This is a genomic window from Paenibacillus nasutitermitis (assembly GCF_014641075.1).
GTDB classification, from domain to species: domain Bacteria; phylum Bacillota; class Bacilli; order Paenibacillales; family Paenibacillaceae; genus Paenibacillus_Z; species Paenibacillus_Z nasutitermitis.
In genome coordinates this window covers 48,011-71,795 of record NZ_BMHP01000004.1, presented here as the reverse complement: position 1 = coordinate 71,795, position 23,785 = coordinate 48,011, and the positions used below count along the sequence as shown (strand labels likewise).

The following is a 23,785-nucleotide window of genomic DNA, read 5'->3' as shown; positions in this document are numbered from 1 at the left end:
CTGCTACTTGAGACTGGCCGGCTCCGGGAAAGCCAGCAGCTTTCCTTTGGTTTGTACGACAATCATTCCGTCCGCTTTAAAGGTTGGCCCAAATACGCGGCCATAGGTCAGAAGCTGCGACACTGGCTGGGCTTTAACCAAATCGATGGCGACCAGGCGGCCATCGGTCTGGGCCACATACATGCCACCGCCGATCAGATCGATGCGGGCGACGGGATTGGAGAGGCCTCCATTGTAGAAGACCGGCCCCTTGTTCACCAGCTTGACGCCAAAAACACTTTGGCTGTCCGAGAAGATCAGCCGCCCGGCATACGGACCCAGCGCATAACGGACATCGCCGGCGGACGGCGACAGATAGGTCTGCATCGCAGCCTTGTCCGGATCCTCATTGCGGGGATAAGCGTATACTTTGAGCCCTACGGCGATATAGACCTGATCGCCGCTGATCCAGGCGGATCCCGGGGAATAGAATTCTTGTTTATCCAGATCGATCTTCTCCGGATTATATTCAACGGATTGGATCGCTTTGCCTGTCTCGATGCCCAGCGTATCCAGCGTCGTCAGCATCCCTTTGTCGATGATGGTCTGCTGCCGCTGCACGATAACCGTATCGCCTTCAACCGCAATGGGAAAACCTTTGTTCATTTTATTCCAGGCTTCCTTGCCGTTCTGCAGATTGAATGCATGCAGCACCTCGTAGGAGTAGGCGCCGGACTCGATATTTGCGGCAAATACACGCTCGCCGGCAAACAACAGCGGTCCCGGCAGAGACTCTTTATAGTCATCGCGCCATAAGAGGGAGCCGTCCGTAATCCGGTAAGCCTGAATATCTCCATTCAGCGCATACAACCGCCCGCCATTTACATACAGCTGCGAGACTCCTTTGCTAGGTATAGAAGAGGTCCACAGCTTCTTGCCGTTAGCGGCATCTACGGCATACAGCGTACCATTATTTGCAGCCGCATATACGCGGCCGTTCTCATATACGACAGTTGTCTTGATACCGCTCCCGAAGGACCACAGCTTCTTGCCTGTCCGGGTCTGAACAGCCACCAGCTGGCCGCCCTGCACCAGAAACAGCTTGTTTTCCCCTGCAGCTACGGCGCCTCCGCTCATTGCCTCGTCATCTGCCGGCTTGTCCATGGCCATGGCCCAATAATCCTTGATAGCCGGCACTTGAACGGGGGTATCGAGATTGTTGCCCACATACGATGTATGCGGATCCACGTGTGCATATACCGCGGAGCCGGCCAACATGGAGAGAGTTACTGCTGCCAGCATGACGGTTACCCGTCCCGGCAGCCATTTGATAGGGTGGAACATCTGAATCACTCACCTGCCTCATTCTGATCATCTGGCGAAATACGATTTTATTCATTTTAGCATAATTAACGGTCCATAATGGAATGAATGCTATCTTCGCTTGGGTCGGCAGCCGGATTTGTTTCCACACAAGTCAGCAAAAAGCGGCACGGATGCCGCAGTCGCTAAGACCGCGGCATTCGTGCCGCTGAGCTTTCATATGAAATGTAACGGGGTTAATCCTTAATCCCGTACATGAATTACTGTCTAATGTAAGGTAGTGCTTACTTCACAGCCAACCCCTCTATTTTTATGTACCAGCGAAGAGTCAGCTTGTTTTGCGAAAAACTCCTTGGAGCAAACTAATTATTTTTATTATTATTTTAAAAGAACCTTGAAAGAAGTCACTTAGATATTTTCGGACTAGGAACCGTACCAGGCTAAAGAGTAATGAAATAGATATTATAAGCACAAATAGTTTTATTCCAGTTTCTATAAATTCCACTTAGACACAGCACCTCCTATTCAATTCCTTTATACTAGCCCCTATGAGATGAATTCTAATGATGGGTTTCCTGCCTGTAAGGATTCTGAATAATTACCGTTCGAATATTCCATTATAACCTTCGTCCAGAATGCCTTCGCAGGCAAATTTTTCTCCAACCAAGAAACGCTCCAATTACCTTTAAACATCTCAAACACTTTATGCGCTACTTCTTTACCCATTCCACGTTCTCGATACTTTCTTAATATGAAAAACTCCGCAACTGAAACTTTAGGCGATTCACTATCAGCGATTTCCCTAACTAAAACAAATCCAGCGAGCTTGCCTGACTCCATAATAAAGAAGGGAAAACGCCCTTCTTCTGTCCAGTAATGGTCGAGGTACTTGTAGTCAAAAAGACCATATTCGTTCACATCGTTTTCACTGTTATCTTCAAATAGACTCATATCATACTGATATAATTCCATCAGGTTACGTAGTATCATTTTCTTCTCAAAGGAAACCTTGATTAGTTCCATACAATACCCACCTCGTACATTCGATATACCCCAGCCTCACCGAGAAAATCTTTTCTGGTCAATCCTTTTTCTCCAAGCAATATCCGATAATTCGTTATCGTACCATCATGTGACCTGTTACTTCAACAATTCCGCTACAAAATTACGAACTTCCTGCGGTGACTTTAAAATGATGATTTTTTAAGACTGATTCTTTCTTCGCAGCCTTCAGCCATATCCGTTCTTTTCATGTTTCGATACTGGAATCTTCTCTTCAACACACGGATCAAGCAGATCCACCTCGACAGATCAAAAAATATAATCGTATCAGCCGCCTGCAGCCTAATGTCAATTGTGCCTCCATAATTGCCGTCGATAATCCAACTTGTGTGACTTACGAGCTTCTCTTGAACATCTTTTTGCTCGTTTTTGGGCGTGCTAATCCAGCCGGGTTTCCAAAAAATCGCATCCAGATGATGAACATCAATTGATAAAATCCTACCGAGCTCGCGTGCCAAAGTTGATTTACCCGAACCTCCAGAACCTATAAGTACAATTCTTTTCATATTAATCCTCATCAAATGAATTTAATTCAACTCCCTCAGTACGATTTAGCTTAATTCATTCTCCACGGAAACCCGCGATTGTCATTCGAGTTGTGACTATTGAGTTATAATATACCGAAAGTTTTCACTGTACGAATTTTTCTTTTGCTCCACTCGTCGTAAATGGTCATAAAAGCTTTGAGAAAATTTAAATACGTGACCGAAATCCCAATCTTGTTCGCTATAGTCCTTTTGCCAAAACTGAATTTCAGTCGGCAGCGCGTTTACTCGCACCGCCGCTTGCAGAGGCAAATGATCGACAGGCGAAACCAATTTGATTGAATCTCCAGGTTTAACGTTACGACTATAGCGTAGAACTTTAATCAGCTTCATTATTGGAAGTAATCCTCTTTCGAAAAAGGAGACATGGCCTAGATCAAACAAGATGTTTAACGCATGTGAGAAAGTCAGCATGTGTCCAATTAAATCATGATGTGATTCCGCGCGATAAATGACGGGGAACTCGGTCAGCTGTTCCAGCACAAGCAATGATAGCTCTTTGGGATTCGATATAGTCGGAAAGCCGTCTTCATCTGTAATCTGCATCCTTTTCACCTCGGAAGCAGTAAAACCAATCCATGAACGTCCCGGAATCGTCCTCTCAAACGAGAGAATGAGATCGGTTATTCCTGCAATTTCCCCAGCACTTCCCCAACCTTTTAGTTCATGAATAGCCAACAAACTTGCTGCGCTGTAGATTACATTATGACCGACCCAGTGCAGCTCGTCGATCGTTTTATCAAGTGCTTCAAGTATGTCAGCTTCAGCCGTATGTGTGTTACAATCGGAACGGTGTTGAGTGCTTTTCACCCCAAGAATCTTTTGTACCATCGCTCTCGCCTGCGAAGCTATGAGTTCAGTGATTTCTTGTCTCAAATTATTCGTTGAAACGAAAAAGTAACTACCGATCGCGGCAGCACCATAATGAGCTTGCCAGATGTCACCTGTTTCTTGTTTGCATGAAGCGATGATCGTTAATCCGTCTCTCAATATGGATTGGTTCAACATCATGTCCTCCAATGTAATTTCCGTTACACTAAATTTTCGCGAGCCAATTCAACAATCCTGCCCATTAGTTGAGAAACGGCAGCCATTTGACCGGCTGCCGTTTCTCAGGTTTCATAGAGCTCCCTCAGTACGATTTAGTTTTCTCACGAATGCTCGCTATCGTTCTGCGTTAGTTCAACAACTTTAAGGTTTGTGGCTTTTTATAATTAAGAATGGTGCTAGCTTTTCTATTATGCATCACAATCGGTGTATTTCTCCATGATTCGTGTTTTTCGATTCCTTCCTTCACATATGAGCATCTAAATTTCAATTCATCTTCTGTGTATTCGACTACGCTGTGAATTGGATGCTCCCAACTAAGAACTAATACTTCATCAGGCTTCAGACTACGATATATATTTGTTAATGACTTCTGCAAATTTACTGTCCATCCAAGGGCATAAATTGATAGGGACTTATCGAAATGATCTAAGGGTAATCCTGGTATTTCCTCCATAGAGGCCTCATTAAATTGATAGTCCAATCATTCTCTTTTTGACCAACATACACTAGAGATATCAAACAAGAGGAGTTGATACTTTGGTACGTATTCTCGATAAAGCTGCCGTCCAGCCACGCCGTAGATTCAACTTGGCGAACTCATTTATTATCCGATCAGCAAGATCTCGCCTTGCAACAATCACTATACGGATTCCAGTCAATTCACAACCCAATCGGGTAGATTTGGTAGCAACAGTAGGTGTTCGAGGTGTCACTGGCATTGCGCAAATACTCTTTAGAATCTTCCGCGATGGAAGAGAGATTTTCAACACACAACAAGGTATTGAATCTGTTGGTTCTGAACAAAATTATGCAGTTACGTTCCAGGCGGAAGATAGAAATGTAAGAGCTGGTGCCCATGTTTACACAGTCACAGCAGAAAACCGTACTGCAAATACAAGAGCCGATGTTGTTGGGCCTATATCGTTTAGTGGGTTAGCCGTTAAAACGAGAACCTAATACCCTATTTGCAATTTTCAGTAAGTCCACGCTTTGCAACTTCTCTTAGATGTAGAAGCAAGGTTTCGTCTGAAAGAGAAACAAGCTCATGCGGCAGTAAATAAAGGCTTAATAAGTGGATGGCTGACTTACACTCCCAATCCTTAAATATCGTAAGGAACTCTGGAAAATACCGATCTAGCCAATTATGGACACGTCCTTGCACCACTCACAGATCAGTCGACAGATGATCGCGAATTTTCATTGCTTCCCGTCGTTCAGCGTAAATGCCCTGAGGGAGATTGGGTACAGCGTACCTTCCGTCTTTGACCAGTTGAGCGATTACTTTTGCATCCTTAACGTCATTCTTTGTTGGCGAGTTGTCGTCCAACTCTTTACTTTTCTTGACGAGTAGCGGATTTACCACGCCATACTTGACCTGCTGTGTTCTTAGGAAATGAGCAAGATTCAGTCAGTAGTGGCCTGTAGGTTCCATGCCGACAATGACGTCCTGGAAGCCTTGCTCCGCCCCCAGTTTCTCGAACCAGCTAACGAAGTATTCATCTCGATTATTTTCAAACGCAATTGGCTTCCCGTACTCGACTCCGCGGTAGTCTTCGCGCGAGCCACATGTTTGAATTTAGCGATGTCTACACCGACAATTAAGGTTGAAGAAGTGATTTGATTAATTCTTTCATTTTGAGTAGAATGCATGTTGTAGTCTCCTTGGTTTGTTTTTGGATCCGACGCTGGCCAGCATCTGGGACCCTAAACATCATACCAAGGAGTCTTTTTATATTTCAAACTCCGTATTTCTTCTGTATTCGAATTGTCTCTCTTACTCCAGGCTTATCTAACCCACTTGTTAACTAGGCTCCGGAACGTTCGGGGTCAGAGATTTATTATCAATAGGAGAAGAAAGTACGATGGACGTCGCGAATTTCCCGTACTTTACGATTTGATTTTCGAATATCTCTAAATCTGGCAGCGACTCGGTAACTACTTTCAGCAAGTGATTGTACTCTCCACCACTTATTCTGTGGCACTCAATGACTTCCTGGGCGGATCGGCAGAAAGCATAGAAAGATTCGCAATTCGTTGCTCGCAGCCAGATGACCGCCATCGCATGCTTACCTATCTTTTCTCTTGCAACTACCGTCCGATAGTTTCTGATAATCCCCCTTTCCTCCATCCTCCGAACTCTCTCCGTCGCGGCAGGCTGGGTTAGCCCGACCATCTTGCCTAGTTCCGTCATCGAGATTCTTGCATTATCCTGCAGAGCTAACAAAATATACTTATCAACCTGATCCAAGTTAGCCACTTCCTTATATTGTATAAGCGAACGGTACATTATTTCTTAATTATCTAAGCGAATCAATGAAAACACTTTGTTTACACCATGTAACATCTCTATATTATCAAATATAATTTGTGGAGTAAATTGAAACGAGGAGCGAGTTCATATGAGCATGAGCAAAAAGGTAATTGTAATCGTTGGGGCAGGTACCGGTGTGAGTTCAAGCGTAGCCAGGAAGTTCGGTTCACACGGGTTCAAAGTTATCCTTGTTGCCCGAAACGAAAAAGTATTGGCAGAACTAGTGAGAAGCCTTGAAACCCAAGATATTGAGGCATATGGATTTACAGCGAACGCCGCAGATCCCGTTGCTCTTCAAATGGCATTCGAACATATCAAAAGAGATTACGGAATCCCAGAAGCGCTAGTCTACAATGCGGCAGTAATTAAACTAGGTACCGCATCGAAACTAAAAGAGGCCGAGCTGTTGGATGATCTAAATGTGAATGTGGTAGGGGCTTTAAGTAGCGCTTTACAAGTCATTCCCGACTTCATCGAACGGAAGAGCGGAACGATCTTGTTCACAGGCGGCGGATTTGCCTTGTATCCTTCTTACGAATTGGCTTCTTTGTCTATCGGAAAGGCCGCTCTACGCAGCTTAGTCTATACATTGGGTGAAGAATTGGAACCTTACGGCATCTATGTGGGTACTATCACAATCGCTGGTACAGTTGCGGTTAACACAAATTTCGACCCTGATCGAATCGCCCATGCTTATTGGGAAATGTATGAAAAGCAGAATGAACGTGAGCTCATCTATCAATAGTGTTCCCTCTAAATCTGCAGCGAAATTAAGGGGAACTTTGGGGCAACTGTTTTTGCATAAATCTGCCCGTCAATAAGTGTATAAGTGGAGCTACCCTTTGCGGCAGCTCCACACTATCGGTTGAAATAGGTAAGCATTTGAAGTGATCTCCAGCTTTTCCCCTGCTCCACACGGAGCGTGCCAGTTTCCCAGCACTCCGCGTCCCCTCTAACTGAATGTACTAGATCATAAGTTCCTCGTTACTCATAGATTTGGGTGAGTTAGATTGGTTCAAGTCCGTATCTTTCACGGTACTGGTTGGCTTTGATTTTCATCAAATCCGTTATACCAAGTCTATGCATGAGTAAGTCAATTGTCTCTTTTTGTGTTTGATGAATAAGCTGTTGTACTTCTTTGTGGAGAATGCGTAAGTTACTGAACTTGTCGCTTCCTCCAAGATGCAATGGGGTAAAGTGGTGACAATGAACATCGGTGGCGAACAGGTACATGCCTGTAATTTCGCACTTTCCCAATTTCATACTGTAACGACTCAACCGAATTGGTTCGGGATGTTGGAGTTCATCAAGTGATATATTTCTTGACGTAGATCCGGTCGAAGCTTTTTGTATATCTGTTCTCTTCCTGACGTTGTGAAGAGCGAGAGGCTTCGGCTGAAGCCCATGCTGTTCTTTGTTTTCACATTAGCCAGAGGGAATAAATATATATCTGCAATTCGGAACGTTCTGTAACCCATGCTGTAAAATTTGCTGTATGTTGGCGGAGGGTTAGCAGGATGTTCATATTTCCCGACCTGTTTAAGACGATTGTACAGGCTTGGAGATCTTAGGCAAGACGTGAGAACGCCACACTAACATGTGTTGCTCGATTGAAATAGTTATGAATCCCCAAAACAAACCTGTTGAAGAGAGTTGCATCTAGAGCAGTTGGTGGGGCCTTTATTTTTTGAATGCGTTTTTTGGCTTCAGTCTTGATTTTCTGCTTCTTATTTGCTTTAATGCCTGTGTGGGCTACTCGCTTCTTTCCCTTTTTATTCGCGCGGATCGTGAATCCAAGGAATTCCGATTCTCGCTTTCGCAGTTTGTCCTGCATAGTCAGACTCACTTCAAATTCAGCACCCTCGCTCATACCGTTCCTTGTTTTGATATCTCCTCTTCCAGCCGGCAATTGAATCCATAAATCTCTACACCTCTCTAAAGCACCACATACTTTGGCGTTTTAAAAGTAAAAGTTCCAATTTAAGGTACAGGCGAATTAGGGGGTTACGCATAACTGCCAGTTAATTCAATGGAAACGGCAGCCGATCATATGGCAGAATGACCATGGACGATCTCGTCAACGACGTGCTCGATCGGTGCGGTGGCGTCGATTATAATCCCGTTTTTCGGAATGCCTACTTTTGTTTGGTGCAAGCGCCGAATGATTTCCCGTTCTTCTATTCTGCCACCCCAGTCAGTTGGGTCCAGCGCCACTCGCTCATCAATCCGCCGGAGACAGGTTTCCAGGTCGACCTCAAGGACAAACACGCTGTCGAAGAGATCAATGAATTCGGGAAAATTCCGCGAACCACCGCAGAAAAATGTTACCGCCTCATCTTGATTGGCGACCAAAGCTTTCACTTTATCTACATGCCAAATATGGTGTTCGTGTTTAAAGCCATCCCTCGGGGTACCGGTTTCCGGATCGCCTTGATAAGCCAATTCACGGTCACCATTAATGGCATGGTAGCCGCGTCGCTGCAATTCGTTGCAGACCGTAGTTTTGCCGGTGCCGGAAACGCCTTCAATCAGATAATTCCTAATGCCCACAGCAGACCCTCCATTCAACTGGATAAGCACAAAATATTGGCTTACCATACTGATTGTGACTCAACATGGAAGCTGTACAGCAAACTCCGCCCCTCCATCGGCGCTGTTCTTCACTTCGATTGATCCACCATGTAAGATTACAATTTGCCTTGTGATTGCAAGGCCAAGTCCAACGCCCCCGCTTCGTTCCGACTTATCGACCTTGTAGAACCGATCGAACAAATGCGGAATCTCTTTTTCCGGAATACCCGGTCCGGTATCCTTGACGATAACGACTACAAATGCCGGATCCTCCGATGGGGAAATGCGAATGGAAATATCACCTCCAGCAGGTGTATAGCGGAGGGAATTGCCTACCAAATTCAAGAAGACTTGCTTGATTCGCTTTACATCAATGTTTACGTCAACTCCCGCCTCACGGTCCGGACCGAATAAATGAATTCCGTGAGCCTCGGCCTCAGGCTGGATAAGTTCAACCAAGTCCGTGAGCAGGCTTGTCAGATCGCTTTTTTTCGTTTGTAAATGCAGTTCTCCCGCCTCAGCCGATGTTAGAAAACGCAGCTCATCGACCAAATGGATCAAGCGCAGCACTTCATCGTGGAGCGGTAGCAGCGCCTCAGGGTTAACGGGTGTTGTATTCTGCTGGACCAGCTCGAGCTTGGTTAATACAATCGATAACGGGGTCCGAAGCTCATGCGCCACATCCTCAACCAGCCGTTTGCGACTGTTTTTGGTCTTGCGCAGCTGACGTGTCATCTTGTTGAAAGCACTGCTTACCTGACCATACTCGTCCATTCGTTGAATGGGGATTTCCGTGTCCAGTTGTTCATCCGCCACTTTTTCCATCACGGAAATCAGCCTTTCTAGCGGCCTTGTCATCAGCCCGGATAGCCAATAGCAGATAACAAGAGCTAGCCCGGCTGTGAACAGGGTGACATTGACTGCTTTCACCTCCATTTGATCCATGACATAGTCTTTGAAACCCGCAATTTGCCCCGGATTAATATCCCTCGGTACACCTTCTGTAAAATACCTGCCAAACAGGCTCCCCAGATACCCCTGAGTCGTTCCGATATAAGCCGTACTAACCAGAATCACCAGCAGAGCCATCCCGCTGAATATTTTAAACCGGACCGTCATAAAGCATCACCGAATCGATAACCGAACCCGTAAACCGTTTGTATGTATTGTGGGTTGCCAGGGTCAGGCTCCAGTTTCTTCCTCAGCTTGCTAATATGCGAATCCAACGTTCTCTCATAATTGATCAATTCCTCGCCCATCGCCGCTCGCATCAGCTGCAACCGACTGTAGACCACGCCAGGTCGCGATGCAAGAGCGATTAAAAGCTTAAACTCCGTAGGAGTAAGCGTGATGATTTCCCCTTCTCGGGTAACCAGATATCTCGCCTGATCGATGATTAGATTCCCTCGTTGCATGACGTCATTCTCATCATGCTTCGTTTGAACCCTGCGCAAAACAGCGTGAATGCGGGATGTCAACTCCCGTAAACTGAACGGCTTCGTCATATAATCGTCGGCTCCGAGCTCCAGACCGATGATTTTATCGCTTTCCTCGGATTTGGCCGTGACCATGATAATCCCACAATTGACGGTCTGCCTCAATTCGCGGCATACCTCTATTCCGCTTTTTCCCGGCAGCATCCAGTCGAGCACAACGACATCGGGATTAGCTGTCTGAGCGATATGCATCGCTTCAAGACCGTCCATGGCAGTCTGGACCTGGATTCCTTCCTGCTCCAAATACTGCTTCATCGAGTCAAGCATTTGCTTCTCATCCTCAACGATAAGAACCTTCGTTTTCATGTTATGTTCCTTCCTTATGTCATGTCTATTGATGGTATTATAGCACTCGATTTGGCGTTTCTTGGTAAGTTCCATGCAAAAAACAGGATTCCTCCACAAGTTCTAAACATCTGATCTGTACAATGATGTAAGAACCAAATAATGACTTGGAGGAATTCCACATGACAAGAATGAGTCTTTATGGATACATCAGCTTTGCCGGCGTCATCATTTTTACCGTATTGATGTTGGCGCTGCACTCAATGCAGCCTGAAATTTCCATACTATATGATGCGATGAGCTATTATGTCTACGGTCAGCAAGGCTGGATGCTTCCGGCAAGTCTTATTGGACTAGGGGCTGGATCCCTCGCACTTGCAATCGGTATGTGGCACACGCTGCGGGGCGGTTTTGCTAAAGCGGGGGGATTGTTCGTTGCGATTTGGGGCCTCTCCTTGATAGTTGCAGCCATTTATCCGACAGATCCCCCGGGAAGCTGGAATCAGCCTCCTTCGACGAGCGGGATGATTCATTTCACAGCGGCCAACCTGTCCTTTATTTCCCTGATGCTAGCTTCCGTATTTCTTGCGCCTGTACTTGCGAAAGACTCGCGATGGAGCCCGGTCAAGAAGTGGATCATACCCATCACGAGCCTAACTGTCATTTCGCTCATATTGATCATGATATCTATATCATCCATTTTCCTATCGGACGGAGCTCCGCTTTATTTCGGATTGACAGAACGCTTGTATATCCTGAGTTGTCTTTGTTGGATCATCATGTCTTCCATAGGATTACGACAAACAGGAAGATGACTAATCATTAACTCATAAGCCCAATATTTTGGAGGGACTTCCACTTATGTTGAATTTTACGGATATCTACACGATGTTTACTTTATATGAATTCCTGTTCTCGATTGGTATGATCATTGCGCTCATAATATCGGGATATTTCGTGAAATCCATTGGCTATAGCCCAACCATTAGGGCTCGATTTGATCGAACTCGCTCTTGCTCTGACAAAGCAATCCCAAGTACGCATAAAGCACATCGGGGTGCGTCGCGCTCGGGCGATCGGTGCCCGGCAGGTTATAGCGAATCAGACGTTTTGGCTATACGTGTATGGGAAAGGAGTAGGCCGATGAGTGCGAAGCCCGAATGGGCCGTCAACGTTTCCAAGGACTCATCCAGATTAAAGCGAACAGGCTTCATGCTGCACCTCCAGGGTGAATGCGCCAATAGAGAAAATCATTACTTTGCTCTATTTCACTCCCTCAGACGTGCGATTTCTATCATTTTCAGTTTTTCATTTCACGGATTCAGGATAAAGTTTATGGCTATGTACCTGTATTAATTTAAGGAATTTCATTTGCAGATCATAAAATGCACTAAATGATTGTAATGATATAATCAATATGTTATTGTTGGAAAAGAGTTACAATACATTCCAATACAAGGAGGAATTATATGAGCAGAAAGATTTGCGGATAGTTGCAATCACTTTTTTGTAAGCGCTTTACCTTGTTCGTTTTTTTGCAACTACAACTACTTGCGCATCTCCGATCCAACGATGCTTGTAAGTTCATATCAGGCGACTACATCAAATGCGACGTGAAATTGAAAAACAATGCTTCGGAGCGTTCGGTATCGAAATCATCAAGAGGGAACCGGTCTTCATGACGCTTTACCGGGACGACTTTCGTCACATCCGACAACTTGCAATAAACAAGGATCGAATCCCTTTACGAATCTATCAATTATTGGCGAGGAGTAGGTAATAATGAAAAAATCCAAGCATATTCGAAAAGTGTCCATTGGCATAATGGTGTTTGTCTTATTTCTCTGTACGTCTGTTGCAACCGCTTTCGCCGGACAAAAAGACGATTCGCTTTTTGATGTAAAAGCGGATTATAAGGCGAAGGGCAACGGCACAGCCGACGATACGAAGAACATTCAAAAAGCGATCGACGACGCGCAACGCTCCGGCGGGGGAGTTGTGTATTTCCCGAAAGGCAAATACAAGATCACTTCAGCGCTGACGGTAACGGGAAGCAACGTCATTCTGAAAGGGATCGGCAAAGCTTCCGTGCTCGTTCAGGCCAAAGATACGGGGGCCGTCGTCAAAATCGGCAATCCGACGGTTTTAGACAAGACGACGTTCAATAAAGTCGTCAATTTGACGATCGACCGCGCCGTCGCACCGAACCCGGATTTCGAAAATCATCCTTCCTACGGCATCTTCGTCGAACGTGCCCGGTTTACGGACATTGATGGCGTCACCGTCTACAATGCCGGCTACGGCATCGCAGTCGGCGTCAAAGGAGCCGTAGGCATCCCCAACCAATTCACGAACATCGTGAATTCTCGCGTAATGTTGGCTGGCAGCGTTCGCGGGTCGAGCGCGTTTCCTGGCGCGAACGTCGTTTATTGGTCGGGAGCCGATCACAAAATGACAAACACGTTCCTTGAGCCGACCCATGTCGGGGTGTCGATGGAAGACAACTCGAACGCGCTCAGTCTCGATAATGTGACCGTCGTCAACGGTGGTCCCTTCGATTACGGTGTCGTCAGCACGGGCACCGGGTTTGCGCGCTACATCACAAATTCCATACTCGAAAACGCCAAACAACAGCAAATTTACATTACCGGATTGACGCAGCGGTTTACGCTGGCCAACTCCTGGCTCGGCGCCGGCGATTCGGAGGGCGTCAAGCGCGGTGGCGTTCTTATCGATCCGAAAGCCAGCAAAGTGACGATACTGGGCAACCGGATCGGGCATCAGAAGTCTGCCGGCGTCTTGAGCCAAGGGAACGACGTTATTATTTCGAACAATATTTTCGAAGACAACGTTACGAGCGGCGTGGAGGCGGACAGTCTCGAAGTGCGCGGCGGCGAGAATGTCACGATTCAGGGCAACCGGATTTTTTCTCCAACCGACCGGTCCGGCATTGGTTTGTACGACGGCTCGAACAAAGTTCTGAATCATTTTATCGTGACGGGCAACGATTTGTCGGACAAACCCGGTCTTGGTATTCTGAACCAGGCTTCCGGAGAATCCGCTATCGTCAAGGACAACCAGCTTCCGCCGGAAGGTCCGGGAAATCCGCAAGAAAGACCAACCTACGTGTCGCATAAAGCGGCTACGCCTGTCACAACGGACGGGGTCAAAAGCGCAGGCGAATGGGATAACGCAGGCGAAATAACGGTGTCCACCGACTCTGCGGATGTTAAAGCATTCGGCCAAGTATGGGGCGCGGTAGACGATGCCGCAGATCTGACCGCAAAATACAGGGTGAAATGGGACGACGACTATTTGTACTTGCTTGACGAGAGGACGAGCGACGACGTGTTGCAGTTTACGGAAACGGGTGGGCTTATGTTTTTGTCGGACGCAACGATGATGTTCCTCAATCTTTCCGGCGAGCAGTCGGGGGCGGATTACAAAAACGGCGATTTCGCCCTGTTCTTTACGCCAAGCGGGCCGGACTCTAAACCTCACGCGTTCGTACGCGAAGGAAGGGACTCGGGCAAAGTCGAGTACGCGACGGAAGAAATCAAGATGGGATCCAAGCTAGCAGCCAATTCCTACACGCTCGAGGTCGCCATTCCATGGAGTTTGCTCAAAACGACACCGTCGGCACTTTCCGGTTTCAAGGCGGGCTTTTCGTTACTCGCGACAGATCGGGACGATCCGAACGACTGGGGTCAAATCATGTGGGTAGGCAACGGGGATGGGCAACAGCATTGGGCTTCCATGATATTGGAATAGTGGCGATATTTAATCCGAACGGCGAATGTCGGCCGTTTGCACTGAATAACAATGCTTCTTCCTGCCCAAAGCACTACAAGCTGTAGAATCTGATAGAGAGAAGCAGTTCCAGTCACTGGAATCGCGGGTCCGTTTTGAAAAATAAGACGTTACAAAAGCGATCAAACGGACTTTCAATAGATCGCTGATAACAAATTCGCCTTCTTCTGCCGAAGAGGGCGTTTTTTTGCGTCGCGCGCCCAGCCAAGCCAGGTACAACTAATTGAGCATGCAGACTTGACTTAAATGCTATATTTGATATGATAATTAAAAAGTCGAATTCAGGTGAGATACGATGTCAAAAGAGATGAGAATGCCGTTGTATTTGACGATACAAGAATATTTTAAGCAAAAAATCATTTCGAAAGAGCTGCTGCCGAACGATCGAATTCCGACGGAAAAAGAGTTGATGAAGCAATTTAACGTAAGCCGGATTACGGTTGCGAAAGCCCTTTCTCTCTTGGCAGAGGAAGGGTGGATCCACCGGATTCCGGGACGCGGTAGCTTCGTTGCCGAAACCGTTCCGGTTCTGCATGACGACGTCCCGGGCCAACACGATCCGGTCTCCCCCCTCGAGTCGGTGAGAAATCAATCGTTGATCGGTCTGATTATCCCGCATATCGACAGCTTCTTTGCCATTCGTTTGCTTCGCGGCATAGAGCAGGTGTTAAAAAAGAATGGATATTCCTTTGTTATCATGGTCACTTACAATTCCAGGGAAGAGGAGCAAAAAGCGATTCGTGAACTGATCTCCAAAGGCGTAGCGGGCTTACTCATTTTCACGGGAGATCAGGAAATATATAACGACGAGCTGTTGACGTTGAAAGTCAAACGATTTCCGTTCGTACTGGTCGACCGTTATTTGCCGGGGGTGGAAACGCATTATATCGGATCCGACAACAAGTCGAGTGCGCGGGAGGCCGTTTCTTATTTATGGGAACTGGGACACCGGGATATTGCCATATGCAGCAATACGCAGCTGCCTACCGTTACCGTGAATGACCGCATTGATGGCTACATGGAAGAATTGAAGAATCGGGGAGTGATGATCAATCCGGCTTTGATGCTAACGGACATCGAAGTGGACGCAGCGGAAGAAATCAACCAAGATCATCCGCTATACAGATATATCAAAGCCCGGAGCGCCACAGCCTACCTTGCTATGCACGCTATGCTCGGCGTACACATTACCCGCATCGCCAAACATATCGGCTTGCGTATCCCTGAGGATATTTCCATCGTGACTTACGACAACCCTTTCCCCCGATTCGGCGATGACTTGGATTCTTTTACCCACATAGCGCAGTCCGAACAGCAAATAGGCACCGAAGCCGCGCGTGTGCTGATCGAGCTGCTGCAAAAAGGGGATCGCGCTCAAGGCTACCGGAAAATCATCGTACCGCCGAAGCTGGTGCCCGGGAAATCGACCGGTTCTCTGGAATTGCACCAACAGGGAATCGACCGGTGAGTTGGTGGGTTGGACGAACTGGTTCTGCAAGCTTGAAAAGGTGTTGGAACCATACTCGCCTGTTTATCCCGAAAAAATCAAAACCGGCTGCACGCTGTTTGCAGCCGGTTTATATTTACTCATTAATAGGGTCAGCCTGGAGAAGAGGCCTTTTTGCAAAAGTCCAAAAAGATGCGGGATCATCCCGAAACAAAAACAACGAGCACCCTAAGGAGCCCGCTTGTACCTGCTCTTCCACTATGAAACGTTTCTTAATCCCGTTCCTCCAGGTTACGCTGCAAATACTGCTCCAGCGTATTGGTGATTTCGAATACCGTATGCGCCAGATCATAGTTCTCAAACGCATGCTCGCATCTGGCATGTGCCGCCATGTCCGTCTCGTAACGGCTTAGCCGCTCCTCGATGACATCCCCGCTGATTCCCTCCTGACGCTGGCGCTCTTCAACGGTCCCCCGGTCGGCATAGATGAACAGCCGGACCACCTGAGTCCCGTAGATCTGCTTCAGCATATCCGCGCCCTCCGCGTTCACAATCAGGTAGATGCAGCCGTTATTCCGGAAGCTGCGGCGGATGTCGTTGTCCCGGATTCCGTATTGATTTGAATTGATGGTCACGCTTTCAATAAAATCACCGCTTGCATCCAGCTCTTCATACAGCTCAGGAGTAATGAAATGGTAATCCTGACCGTTCACTTCCCCGGGTCTGGGCTTGCGTGTCGCGTACGACAGCACCTTGGTCAGCCCCAGAGTGGAACCTACGCTGTCTGCTATTGTTTTGCGTCCCGACCCGTCCGGACCAGTAAAGACAAATATAAATTCGCGATCACGGGAATCTGCCATTCTCATTACCTCCTTCTTCCTCTTATTACCTATATTCAGCGAAACCCGGGAAAATCCTTCATCTCTAAAGCAAAAAGTGAGAATTGTCCACTTTCTCAGACGATTTCAATGTTATTTTGCATATTCGTGGAACTATTGGCTGCAGGGGTGAGTCCTATTTAGTGGGGTGAATGCGGTGGAACACGATCATTGGAAACATGTTCTCTCCATGGACAGCGCCATGCTGGAGGACATGATGGACCGATATGGAAACGATATATGGAATTACGCTTATTTCCTCACCAAAGACAGAGAGCTGGCCAAGGATATTGCCCAGGAGGTATTTATTAAAGCCTATTACAGCATCCACACCTTTCGGGGTCAGTCCACTCTGAAAACCTGGCTGCTTACGATAACGCGGAATACGGCCTTCCGCTCCAAACGCTCGGCTTTTCTGCGCAAGGTAAAATTGTTGGCCTATGTACCCTCCGGGAAAACCATGCCATCAGCAGAGCAGGAAAGTCTCGACAAGCAGGTCGTCGATGACATCTGGAAGGTGATTATGGACCTTCCGCAAAAATACCGGGAGGTGCTGACATTGGACATGCATTATGGTTTATCCATGGATGAAATGGCACAGCTGCTGAAAGTAGCCGCGGGAACCGTAAAGTCCAGGCTTCACCGCGCCCGCGGCAAGGTCGAGCAGAAGCTTAAGGAGGTGCGCTTGTGAGCAGCAAACCGCAGTGGTATGAACGCGGCCGCAATGGCCCCTTTGAGGGAGAGCCTTTCGACGCCGGTATGCGGCAGCAGGTCCGGCAGCGGATTAAGAAGCGTCATGAAATATCATCCGGAAAACGGCGGATGCCTGTCTATATGCTGTCCGCTGCGGCTGTCGTGCTGCTCGTTGTAGGCCTTTGGATTTCTTTCCTGGACAAAAGCCCCATCACTTCCCCCACTGACTCATCCGCCATCGGGAGCGGCGGTGGACAGGACGGGCAGCAGCAGCTTCAGCCGGTCATCCGGGCGGAGGGCGCTGCGGATAATGGGCGGCTCTTGATTGTCCCCGACGGGGAAGAAACGCAGGACGTGCTGGGAGCCCCCAGCTGCTACGGGCTGGAAACGGATATCAGCTTCAAGGGCAATTATCGTGTGGTTTATGAAACACACGGCAAACAAAACACAATTGCCGCCCTTGCGGATCTGAATTTCATTCAGCCTTCCGCCGGAACGGCAGCTTTGACACGGCTGCAGTTTCCCGAAGCCGATGTGTTCCTGCTGATCCCACAGTATAGGGACTGCCACGGGATCAGCTTCTATGCCTATGCCGTTGCCAAGGACGGCGGGGAAGCTTTTCCGCTCACCTTCAGCACAGACGGAACGCAGAGCGACACCTCCTACTATGCTCCGGACCAAGCGCCGGGTGTCGATGACGGCAGGCTTGTTCTCCCTTCCACCGAGGGGCCTGGGGGCGAGACGGCGGAAGGACCGCAGGACCGGATTTTCACGCTTGATCTGACTGCCAGATCTTTTGTCCAAATCCGGGACCAGACCGGGCAGCCAACCGGTGGCTCCTAGCGAATGCCAGTCTTTCGTTTATATGCAAAAAAAAGCGTGTTATCCCCCATGGGACGAACCTCTGTTTGTGAGACAGGGGTCAGCCCTTAGGATAACACGCTTTTTCACCTATAGAACTGGTTCTTCATCAATTGTAAAGCGGATCAGTACTGGTCAACTGATTGATCTCGCGGAACTGAACTTCGCCGTTCTCCGCTATTGTCATGTCAAACACAACCCAGTAAATTTCATTCCCGGCGCCTTCCGGTACGGTATATACCTGTGTAGGTTCCGTTACAGCGCCTCTGTATACTTCGATTCGGGCACCGGACATTCTCAGGGTGCTCAGGCCGGAGTAATGATGCACATAGAACGTATAGGTTCCGTTGACGTCCTTGCGGATCGTGGTCGTTTCCGGTCCATAGGAGGTGGTATCATCCAGATCCAGATCGACAATCAATTCCCCTTCATGCATATAGCTCTTGCCTGCATACCAGGTATGGAATTTCCCGCCGTCAAATTTCGGCCCCAGAAGATGGGAATCCAAATCCCGCGGATCATTTCCCCACGTCAGAACAATTCTTGTCTCGAGCGCGTTCGGAATTCCGATGGCGGTTTGGTTCTCCGCCTCATTTTTCACATTTGCAGCAGATACCGCGATTAAATAAGTCGTAATATAATCGGTTCCTTCACCGCCAAGCTCGCCCGTATAGATCCCAGGCGGCAAATAAATGAAATAATTGCCTCTGGCATCCGTCGTCGCTTCGCCCGCGATGTCGCCTTGAGTGGTGTTAAAGCCCTTGCGGAACGTAATCTTCAGTCCCGCTACCGGACTGCCGGAAACATTCTTGATATGTCCGCCGAAGCCCGTCAGCCTGATCGAACCGCTCTGGCTGCCTGCGAATTTGGTTTTGTCCGCATTGGCTTCTACCGTAACATACAGAGTGGAACCATAGCTGTCAACCGGATCAAACGTGAACCTTCCTTCACTGTATTGCAGGTTCGCCAGTTCATAAGCAGCACCATTCACTGTAGCGCTGACTGTGAAATCAGACAATGTCTCATCGGTTACATCCCCGTTGAACGCAACATCAATTGCGCCGTTCGTCACACGAATGCTTCCAATGGTCGGATAGGACTCGCCTGGTTTATAGACGGAAACCGTTACCGGCACTTGAATTTGGAAGTCACCGTAATTGGCATTGATATACGTCATGCCATCGCCGACAGCAGTGACATTCCCGTAGACTACCTGTGCAACAGAGAGATCGCTGCTGCTCCATGCCGCAAAGGAAGTCAGATCTCTGCTTCCATCGCTTTTAATGCCTGTAAAGACGATTTGGTAGGTTGCCCCTACTGCAGACAGAGTAAATTCCTGCGGCGTGTACGTGGTGCTGATAACCGTAGGGTCTGCAACAATGACAGGCTTTCCGGCTAATCCGCTGAAATCTACGCCTTCCACATTGACTTGTGCGGACTGGATGGTCCCCTGTCCGGCAAAAGTAACAATCGCATCCGCGATTAAACGCGATACGGTCGATCCTTCAGCCAGATGGAAAGACGCGTTCAAAGCCCGCGCGAATACGTTCAGATCCCCGATAGATGAGCCGGAAGCAAGCGTAACCGCAACCTGCTCTGCACGGACCATGACCGAATCAAACGATCCGTTAAACGTAATCGCCGCATTTTGCGGTACGGATTCAGTGATGTCTACGGGACCGATGCGGCCCACAGAACCCGTTGTTTCGAGAATCGCACCGGATTGAAGCTGAATTTGCTCCACATTCGTTCCGTTCTCCAGCACAAGCCGGATGCTTCCATCCGCTTTGTTGACGATCACCGTGGCCAGAATCGAGTCCGCCACGTGAATGCTGTTGGCGCCGCCCCCGAACACTTTGGTTTCGCCTGTTACGGTAACATGATCAAGCGTTACATCGCCATCGCCGATACCACCAAGAAGCGAAAGATTTCCATTAATGGTCGTGTTCTTCAAGACCACATCGCGAGAGCTGATCGTGACATTGCCGGTCACATCGCCAAGTGAATATTCTCCTGGAGCCGTGATGGTATTCGATACGGGAGTTTCTCCGCCGCCGTTTCCACCATTGCCATTACCATTGCCGTTATTGCCGCCGGTGTTGCCCTCGCCTTTATCACCGTCGGTGCTGCCAATCGGTCCGCCATTGAATCCCGGATCGTCTTTGACTTTGGGCTCTTCTGTCTCTTCATCTCCGGCGTTGTCCGGCAACAGAAGCAGCGCCTTCGCCGCATAAGTCTCTTTATGGACAATAAATTCGTAGGCCAGACGCGCCAAAGCCTGGCGGTCAGCTATACCCGCAGGATTAAAGCGGAACGAACCCTCCTTACTGGCGACGCCTTTAATGAATCCCAACTGGTATGCAAAGGATACCGCCGGTTTGGCCCAGGCTGATACCTTAGCCATATCCGAAAGGCTCTCATCCAGCTTCAAGGATTTGGCATCTGTTTCCCAACCGAAAGCACGAATGAAAAACACAGCCAGTTCCTCTCGGGAAACGGTTTTGTCCGGGGAAAAGGTCGTGGAGGAGGTGCCCTGGGTAATACCCGCTTTCACCAACGCGCCCACATAACCGGCAAACCACTTGCCTGCCGATACATCCTTGAACGCGGCAGCCTCTGCTGCGTCCTGCTCCAAATTCATGGAAAGCACCAGAATTTTCGCCAGCTGCGCCCGGGTAACGGATTCAGCAGGCTTGAAGGTTCCATCGCCGAACCCGGAGATGATCCCCTTGTTTACTAATTCCGTAATCTCATCTTTGGCATAGGACTTGCTTATGTCGTTTAAGGAAACGCCTGGTTCCTTGGCCGCAAATACATAATGCGAAGAAAGAATCGATACGATCATTGCAAATACTAATAATGAAGATACTTTCTTATGTAACAGTCTTAAGCCCACATTCGTTCTCTCCCTTTAATCCATCTGGTTTGTTGTACATCAAAGATGACTTACCTGCCCACCCGACTCGAATCCAATAATCACTCCTTTACAATAACTGGTAAATTTATAGGCCTATTAGATCAGGTTAATATTACCATGTATGAGATAATTCTCAACACATTTCCTGCCATTTTTAAGTGAATTTTAGAATACCGTGTCGAATAGACTAGTTTTTTTATGTCAAACGACCCACATACCATATATAAATGATAAATCGCAAGAAATTATTCGCTACAAACAGGCTGCTCAGCAGCTGCCCCATCCGCCTCAAGCGTGTGAGAATAAGGGTTCGCTTCCGGCCTGAAATATAGCAATCCATAAGAAATACCGGAATCTGTGGCATGTTACGCTGAACAAAGGATAAACTCTAAACCAAAGGATGAAAGGATGCTGCAAAATGGCTAAACATACAACCTATTTCATGTCGGAGGATGCGAGAGCTCAGGCTGAGTTCTATATCCAGTCGCTTGGCGGGAAAATAAACTCCATTACGACCTACGGCGAGCTCCCCGATGCCCCTGAAGAGCTGAAGGACAAAGTGATCAACATGAGCTTTAAAGCAGCGGGGGTGAATTTCTATATCTCCGATTCTGATTATGACCAGCTCCGGCACGGAAACGCGGTTCATCAGTCTCTCGAGTTTGCGACGGAATCCGAAGCACGCGAAGCTTTCGCCAATCTGTCGGAAGGCGGCAAGGTGACGCATCCACTAACGCCGGCTTTCTGGGGAGCCTTGTTCGGCCAGCTTGAAGACAAATACGGCATATCGTGGATGATCACTACCGAACCGGTAGCCGATACCACGCAGCAGGCTTAACCACTCCGCTTTCTTGACTCTATATGGCACAAAAAGAAGGGCAGCCGGAAACATGAATTCATGTTTCCGGCTGCCCTTCTGTCCTTATTTCTCACTTTGCCGACTTTAATCCCCGTTCATATGCTGTTTTGTAAATATTCAGAATTTCATCTACACCGAGTTTTTGCAGGTCGCTCGCATACTGGCTCCATGTATCAAGACTTTTGGTTCCAAGTACGAACTTGGCGACATTCTCCTCGCGAAACTTGTCAATTTCCTGACCCTTCGTTGTCAGAACCAAAACCTCCTCAGGCGTAAAGGCAGGTCTCGGCTGCTGCTTATCCACATATTTCGGCGCTTGTTCATATGCATATTTCAGCTCATCCGAAGCCAAAGCAATAATCGTATCGGAGTCATACCAAAGGTTTGCTCCGTAAGTTGCAATTCCCGTTTTTTTCTGCAGATCGGTAAGGTCGGCATAGCCTCCGGTAAACTCTTTTTTGCCATCGCCATTTACTTTGTACGAATTTCCCTCTTCTCCCCAGCTGACAATATCTCTGCCCTCTTCAGAATAGAGATAATCGATGTATGTCATCACATTATCGATTTGCTTCGAGGTGGAAGACACCATAATCCCCGACTGGTCAAATTGCGTATTTGCATTAAGAGCTTTACCATTCTCCCAACCGGCAGGAGGAGGCATGAAAGTAAGGTTGAAGTCCGGATTCTCCTGACGCATAGGCTTGTTAAAGAAATCAATTCTTCCAATAAAGTCGATGGTGACAAACGCCCGGTTCGTGGAGATGATATCTTGCCACTGCTTCGTATCAATCGACAGGAAATCGGGAGGGATTAATCCTTCCTTCAAAAATGTATGCAGGTATTCAACGATTTTCTTGTAATTATCCTCAACGGGAGCATACCGCCATTCTTTTTTCTCAAAATCATAATAATATTTACTGCCCGTTTCAAATGACGGTGCTATATTCAGAATTTTATCCAAACCATTGCGGAAGGAAAGCGGATAGCTTTCAGGATATTTCTCTTTTAATTTCTTGAGAACCGTGTGCAGTTCATCCCAAGTTTTCGGCTCGCTCAGCTGGTTCTGATCAAAGATGTCTTTCCGGTACAAATACATCATGGCATTGGTTACACCGAGTCCTTCACTGGGGAACATATACAACTTTCCGTCCGCAGACATGGTATTCTGTATAAGGGTCGGATACGCTTCCATAAACTTTTTAAAATTCGGCATATCTTTATCCACATAATCAAAAATATTGGCCAAAGCTCCCTGGTCCCCAAATTTCTTCGCGAGTTCTCCGTCCAGCGTCAACATCATATCAGGCAGATTTCCGGAGGCAACGGTAAGATTTAACGCATCGCTTAATTCGCCGGACGGAACCTGAACATCCAGCGTGACCCCTGTTTTTTCCTTGAGCAGCTTCCATACGAGCCAATCTTTGTTATACGGCCAGCTTGGAAGCGAATAATTAAGAAACGATATCGTGGATTCCTTTGGTGCAGCTTCTCCCGCAGCCGGTTCCGCTGCTTCTCCTGATGATGACGCATTTTCACCTTTTTTTGTGTTTTCCCCCGCCGAACCTTCATTATTGGAGCTCGAACAGCCTGCAAACAATCCCATCGCGAGTACGAACGAAATAATAACGAATAACTTCTTCATTCCAATTCTCCTTTTCCCTTTTGTATTTTCCCTCTCGCCTTCCCTTAAATCCTATA

Annotated in this window: 21 protein-coding genes and 2 pseudogenes; 8 read left to right on the top strand and 15 right to left on the bottom strand. The window is 47.7% G+C overall.

All coding sequences use genetic code 11. From position 1 onward, the window contains the following. Positions 1-3: 3 nt before the first annotated feature. The 5 genes and pseudogenes from IEY46_RS24925 to IEY46_RS37115 all read right to left on the bottom strand — a co-directional run bounded on the left by IEY46_RS24925 (position 4) and on the right by IEY46_RS37115 (position 4,440). A complete protein-coding gene (locus tag IEY46_RS24925; RefSeq protein WP_229750584.1) occupies positions 4-1,323 on the bottom strand; it encodes an outer membrane protein assembly factor BamB family protein in 1,320 nt (439 codons plus the stop codon). Positions 1,324-1,848: 525 nt separating this feature from the next. Then, positions 1,849-2,325 (bottom strand): GNAT family N-acetyltransferase, encoded by a 477-nt coding sequence (locus IEY46_RS24920; RefSeq protein WP_188996293.1) that lies wholly within the window; start codon positions 2,323-2,325, stop codon positions 1,849-1,851. 179 nt (positions 2,326-2,504) lie between these two features. Then, a pseudogene (locus IEY46_RS24915) lies at positions 2,505-2,870 on the bottom strand (P-loop NTPase family protein); the annotation flags it as partial. A 96-nt stretch (positions 2,871-2,966) separates the two neighbouring features. Continuing rightward, positions 2,967-3,917: a hypothetical protein gene (locus tag IEY46_RS24910; protein ID WP_188996291.1), complete on the bottom strand. Its 951-nt coding sequence runs from the start codon at positions 3,915-3,917 to the stop codon at positions 2,967-2,969. A gap of 169 nt (positions 3,918-4,086) precedes the next feature. After that, entirely contained in the window at positions 4,087-4,440 is a 354-nt protein-coding gene (locus IEY46_RS37115; protein WP_373288882.1) for a methyltransferase domain-containing protein, read from the bottom strand. A gap of 56 nt (positions 4,441-4,496) precedes the next feature. Here IEY46_RS37115 and IEY46_RS24900 point away from each other — a divergent pair, with 56 nt between their 5' ends. Beyond that, positions 4,497-4,916, top strand: a complete 420-nt coding sequence (locus IEY46_RS24900; RefSeq protein WP_188996287.1) for an exosporium protein C — start codon at positions 4,497-4,499, stop codon at positions 4,914-4,916. A gap of 22 nt (positions 4,917-4,938) precedes the next feature. On the opposite strand, the pseudogene IEY46_RS37240 reads toward IEY46_RS24900, so the two are convergent. After that, a pseudogene (locus IEY46_RS37240) lies at positions 4,939-5,609 on the bottom strand (IS110 family transposase); the annotation flags it as partial. Between the two features lie 151 nt (positions 5,610-5,760). Next, positions 5,761-6,207: an Lrp/AsnC family transcriptional regulator gene (locus tag IEY46_RS24890; protein WP_188996285.1), complete on the bottom strand. Its 447-nt coding sequence runs from the start codon at positions 6,205-6,207 to the stop codon at positions 5,761-5,763. A 151-nt stretch (positions 6,208-6,358) separates the two neighbouring features. Between IEY46_RS24890 and IEY46_RS24885 the strand changes: the two genes are divergently transcribed. Continuing rightward, positions 6,359-7,015: an SDR family NAD(P)-dependent oxidoreductase gene (locus IEY46_RS24885; RefSeq protein WP_229750533.1), complete on the top strand. Its 657-nt coding sequence runs from the start codon at positions 6,359-6,361 to the stop codon at positions 7,013-7,015. Positions 7,016-7,837: 822 nt separating this feature from the next. On the opposite strand, the gene IEY46_RS36510 is transcribed toward IEY46_RS24885, so the two are convergent. The 4 genes from IEY46_RS36510 to IEY46_RS24865 form a co-directional block, all read right to left on the bottom strand. Next, positions 7,838-8,140, bottom strand: coding sequence for a hypothetical protein (locus IEY46_RS36510; RefSeq protein WP_229750532.1), 303 nt, complete (start codon positions 8,138-8,140; stop codon positions 7,838-7,840). 176 nt (positions 8,141-8,316) lie between these two features. Beyond that, positions 8,317-8,820, bottom strand: a complete 504-nt coding sequence (locus tag IEY46_RS24875) for an ATP-binding protein (RefSeq protein WP_188996282.1) — start codon at positions 8,818-8,820, stop codon at positions 8,317-8,319. A gap of 60 nt (positions 8,821-8,880) precedes the next feature. After that, positions 8,881-9,960 carry a HAMP domain-containing sensor histidine kinase gene (locus IEY46_RS24870; RefSeq protein WP_188996280.1) on the bottom strand — a complete coding sequence of 360 codons (1,080 nt, stop codon included), beginning with the start codon at positions 9,958-9,960 and terminating at the stop codon, positions 8,881-8,883. Then, positions 9,957-10,643: a response regulator transcription factor gene (locus IEY46_RS24865; protein ID WP_188996278.1), complete on the bottom strand. Its 687-nt coding sequence runs from the start codon at positions 10,641-10,643 to the stop codon at positions 9,957-9,959. Before IEY46_RS24865 ends, IEY46_RS24870 begins: the two co-directional genes overlap by 4 nt. A gap of 161 nt (positions 10,644-10,804) precedes the next feature. Between IEY46_RS24865 and IEY46_RS24860 the strand changes: the two genes are divergently transcribed. Beyond that, the gene (locus IEY46_RS24860) at positions 10,805-11,437 is read left to right on the top strand and encodes a DUF998 domain-containing protein (protein WP_188996276.1); all 633 of its coding nucleotides are present in this window, start codon (positions 10,805-10,807) and stop codon (positions 11,435-11,437) included. 276 nt (positions 11,438-11,713) lie between these two features. Here IEY46_RS24860 and IEY46_RS36825 read toward each other — a convergent pair whose 3' ends face one another. Beyond that, on the bottom strand, positions 11,714-11,836 hold the full coding sequence (locus IEY46_RS36825) for a hypothetical protein (protein WP_268239544.1): 123 nt from the start codon (positions 11,834-11,836) through the stop codon (positions 11,714-11,716). Between the two features lie 568 nt (positions 11,837-12,404). Here IEY46_RS36825 and IEY46_RS24855 point away from each other — a divergent pair. Continuing rightward, entirely contained in the window at positions 12,405-14,393 is a 1,989-nt protein-coding gene (locus IEY46_RS24855) for a sugar-binding protein (protein ID WP_188996274.1), read from the top strand. Between the two features lie 334 nt (positions 14,394-14,727). Further along, on the top strand, positions 14,728-15,900 hold the full coding sequence (locus IEY46_RS24850; RefSeq protein WP_188996272.1) for a GntR family transcriptional regulator: 1,173 nt from the start codon (positions 14,728-14,730) through the stop codon (positions 15,898-15,900). Positions 15,901-16,151: 251 nt separating this feature from the next. Here IEY46_RS24850 and IEY46_RS24845 read toward each other — a convergent pair whose 3' ends face one another. Then, a complete protein-coding gene (locus IEY46_RS24845; RefSeq protein WP_188996270.1) occupies positions 16,152-16,739 on the bottom strand; it encodes a guanylate kinase in 588 nt (195 codons plus the stop codon). 175 nt (positions 16,740-16,914) lie between these two features. Here IEY46_RS24845 and IEY46_RS24840 point away from each other — a divergent pair, with 175 nt between their 5' ends. Beyond that, on the top strand, positions 16,915-17,448 hold the full coding sequence (locus IEY46_RS24840) for an RNA polymerase sigma factor (protein ID WP_188996268.1): 534 nt from the start codon (positions 16,915-16,917) through the stop codon (positions 17,446-17,448). Next, positions 17,445-18,293, top strand: coding sequence for a hypothetical protein (locus tag IEY46_RS24835; protein ID WP_188996266.1), 849 nt, complete (start codon positions 17,445-17,447; stop codon positions 18,291-18,293). Before IEY46_RS24840 ends, IEY46_RS24835 begins: the two co-directional genes overlap by 4 nt. Before the next feature lie 127 nt (positions 18,294-18,420). Here the strand turns inward: IEY46_RS24835 and IEY46_RS24830 are convergent, their stop codons facing one another. Continuing rightward, a complete protein-coding gene (locus IEY46_RS24830; RefSeq protein ID WP_229750531.1) occupies positions 18,421-21,207 on the bottom strand; it encodes an S-layer homology domain-containing protein in 2,787 nt (928 codons plus the stop codon). Between the two features lie 439 nt (positions 21,208-21,646). Here IEY46_RS24830 and IEY46_RS24825 point away from each other — a divergent pair, with 439 nt between their 5' ends. Continuing rightward, complete coding sequence (locus IEY46_RS24825) at positions 21,647-22,066, top strand: VOC family protein (RefSeq protein ID WP_188996262.1); 420 nt, start codon at positions 21,647-21,649, stop codon at positions 22,064-22,066. A gap of 91 nt (positions 22,067-22,157) precedes the next feature. On the opposite strand, the gene IEY46_RS24820 is transcribed toward IEY46_RS24825, so the two are convergent. Beyond that, positions 22,158-23,729: an extracellular solute-binding protein gene (locus IEY46_RS24820; protein ID WP_188996260.1), complete on the bottom strand. Its 1,572-nt coding sequence runs from the start codon at positions 23,727-23,729 to the stop codon at positions 22,158-22,160. Between the last annotated feature and the right edge of the window lie 56 nt (positions 23,730-23,785).

Bases quoted from the DNA above. Each gene is read 5' to 3' on its own strand.
- IEY46_RS24850 (WP_188996272.1), top strand. From the start codon at position 14,728: ATGTCAAAAGAGATGAGAATGCCGTTGTATTTGACGATACAAGAATAT.
- IEY46_RS24885 (WP_229750533.1), top strand. From the start codon at position 6,359: ATGAGCATGAGCAAAAAGGTAATTGTAATCGTTGGGGCAGGTACCGGT.
- IEY46_RS24925 (WP_229750584.1), bottom strand. From the start codon at position 1,323: ATGTTCCACCCTATCAAATGGCTGCCGGGACGGGTAACCGTCATGCTG.
- IEY46_RS24870 (WP_188996280.1), bottom strand. From the start codon at position 9,960: ATGACGGTCCGGTTTAAAATATTCAGCGGGATGGCTCTGCTGGTGATT.
- IEY46_RS24820 (WP_188996260.1), bottom strand. From the start codon at position 23,729: ATGAAGAAGTTATTCGTTATTATTTCGTTCGTACTCGCGATGGGATTG.
- IEY46_RS24910 (WP_188996291.1), bottom strand. From the start codon at position 3,917: ATGTTGAACCAATCCATATTGAGAGACGGATTAACGATCATCGCTTCA.
- IEY46_RS24865 (WP_188996278.1), bottom strand. From the start codon at position 10,643: ATGAAAACGAAGGTTCTTATCGTTGAGGATGAGAAGCAAATGCTTGAC.
- IEY46_RS24860 (WP_188996276.1), top strand. From the start codon at position 10,805: ATGACAAGAATGAGTCTTTATGGATACATCAGCTTTGCCGGCGTCATC.
- IEY46_RS24855 (WP_188996274.1), top strand. From the start codon at position 12,405: ATGAAAAAATCCAAGCATATTCGAAAAGTGTCCATTGGCATAATGGTG.
- IEY46_RS24825 (WP_188996262.1), top strand. From the start codon at position 21,647: ATGGCTAAACATACAACCTATTTCATGTCGGAGGATGCGAGAGCTCAG.
- IEY46_RS24920 (WP_188996293.1), bottom strand. From the start codon at position 2,325: ATGGAACTAATCAAGGTTTCCTTTGAGAAGAAAATGATACTACGTAAC.
- IEY46_RS36510 (WP_229750532.1), bottom strand. From the start codon at position 8,140: ATGAGCGAGGGTGCTGAATTTGAAGTGAGTCTGACTATGCAGGACAAA.
- IEY46_RS24845 (WP_188996270.1), bottom strand. From the start codon at position 16,739: ATGGCAGATTCCCGTGATCGCGAATTTATATTTGTCTTTACTGGTCCG.
- IEY46_RS36825 (WP_268239544.1), bottom strand. From the start codon at position 11,836: ATGAAGCCTGTTCGCTTTAATCTGGATGAGTCCTTGGAAACGTTGACG.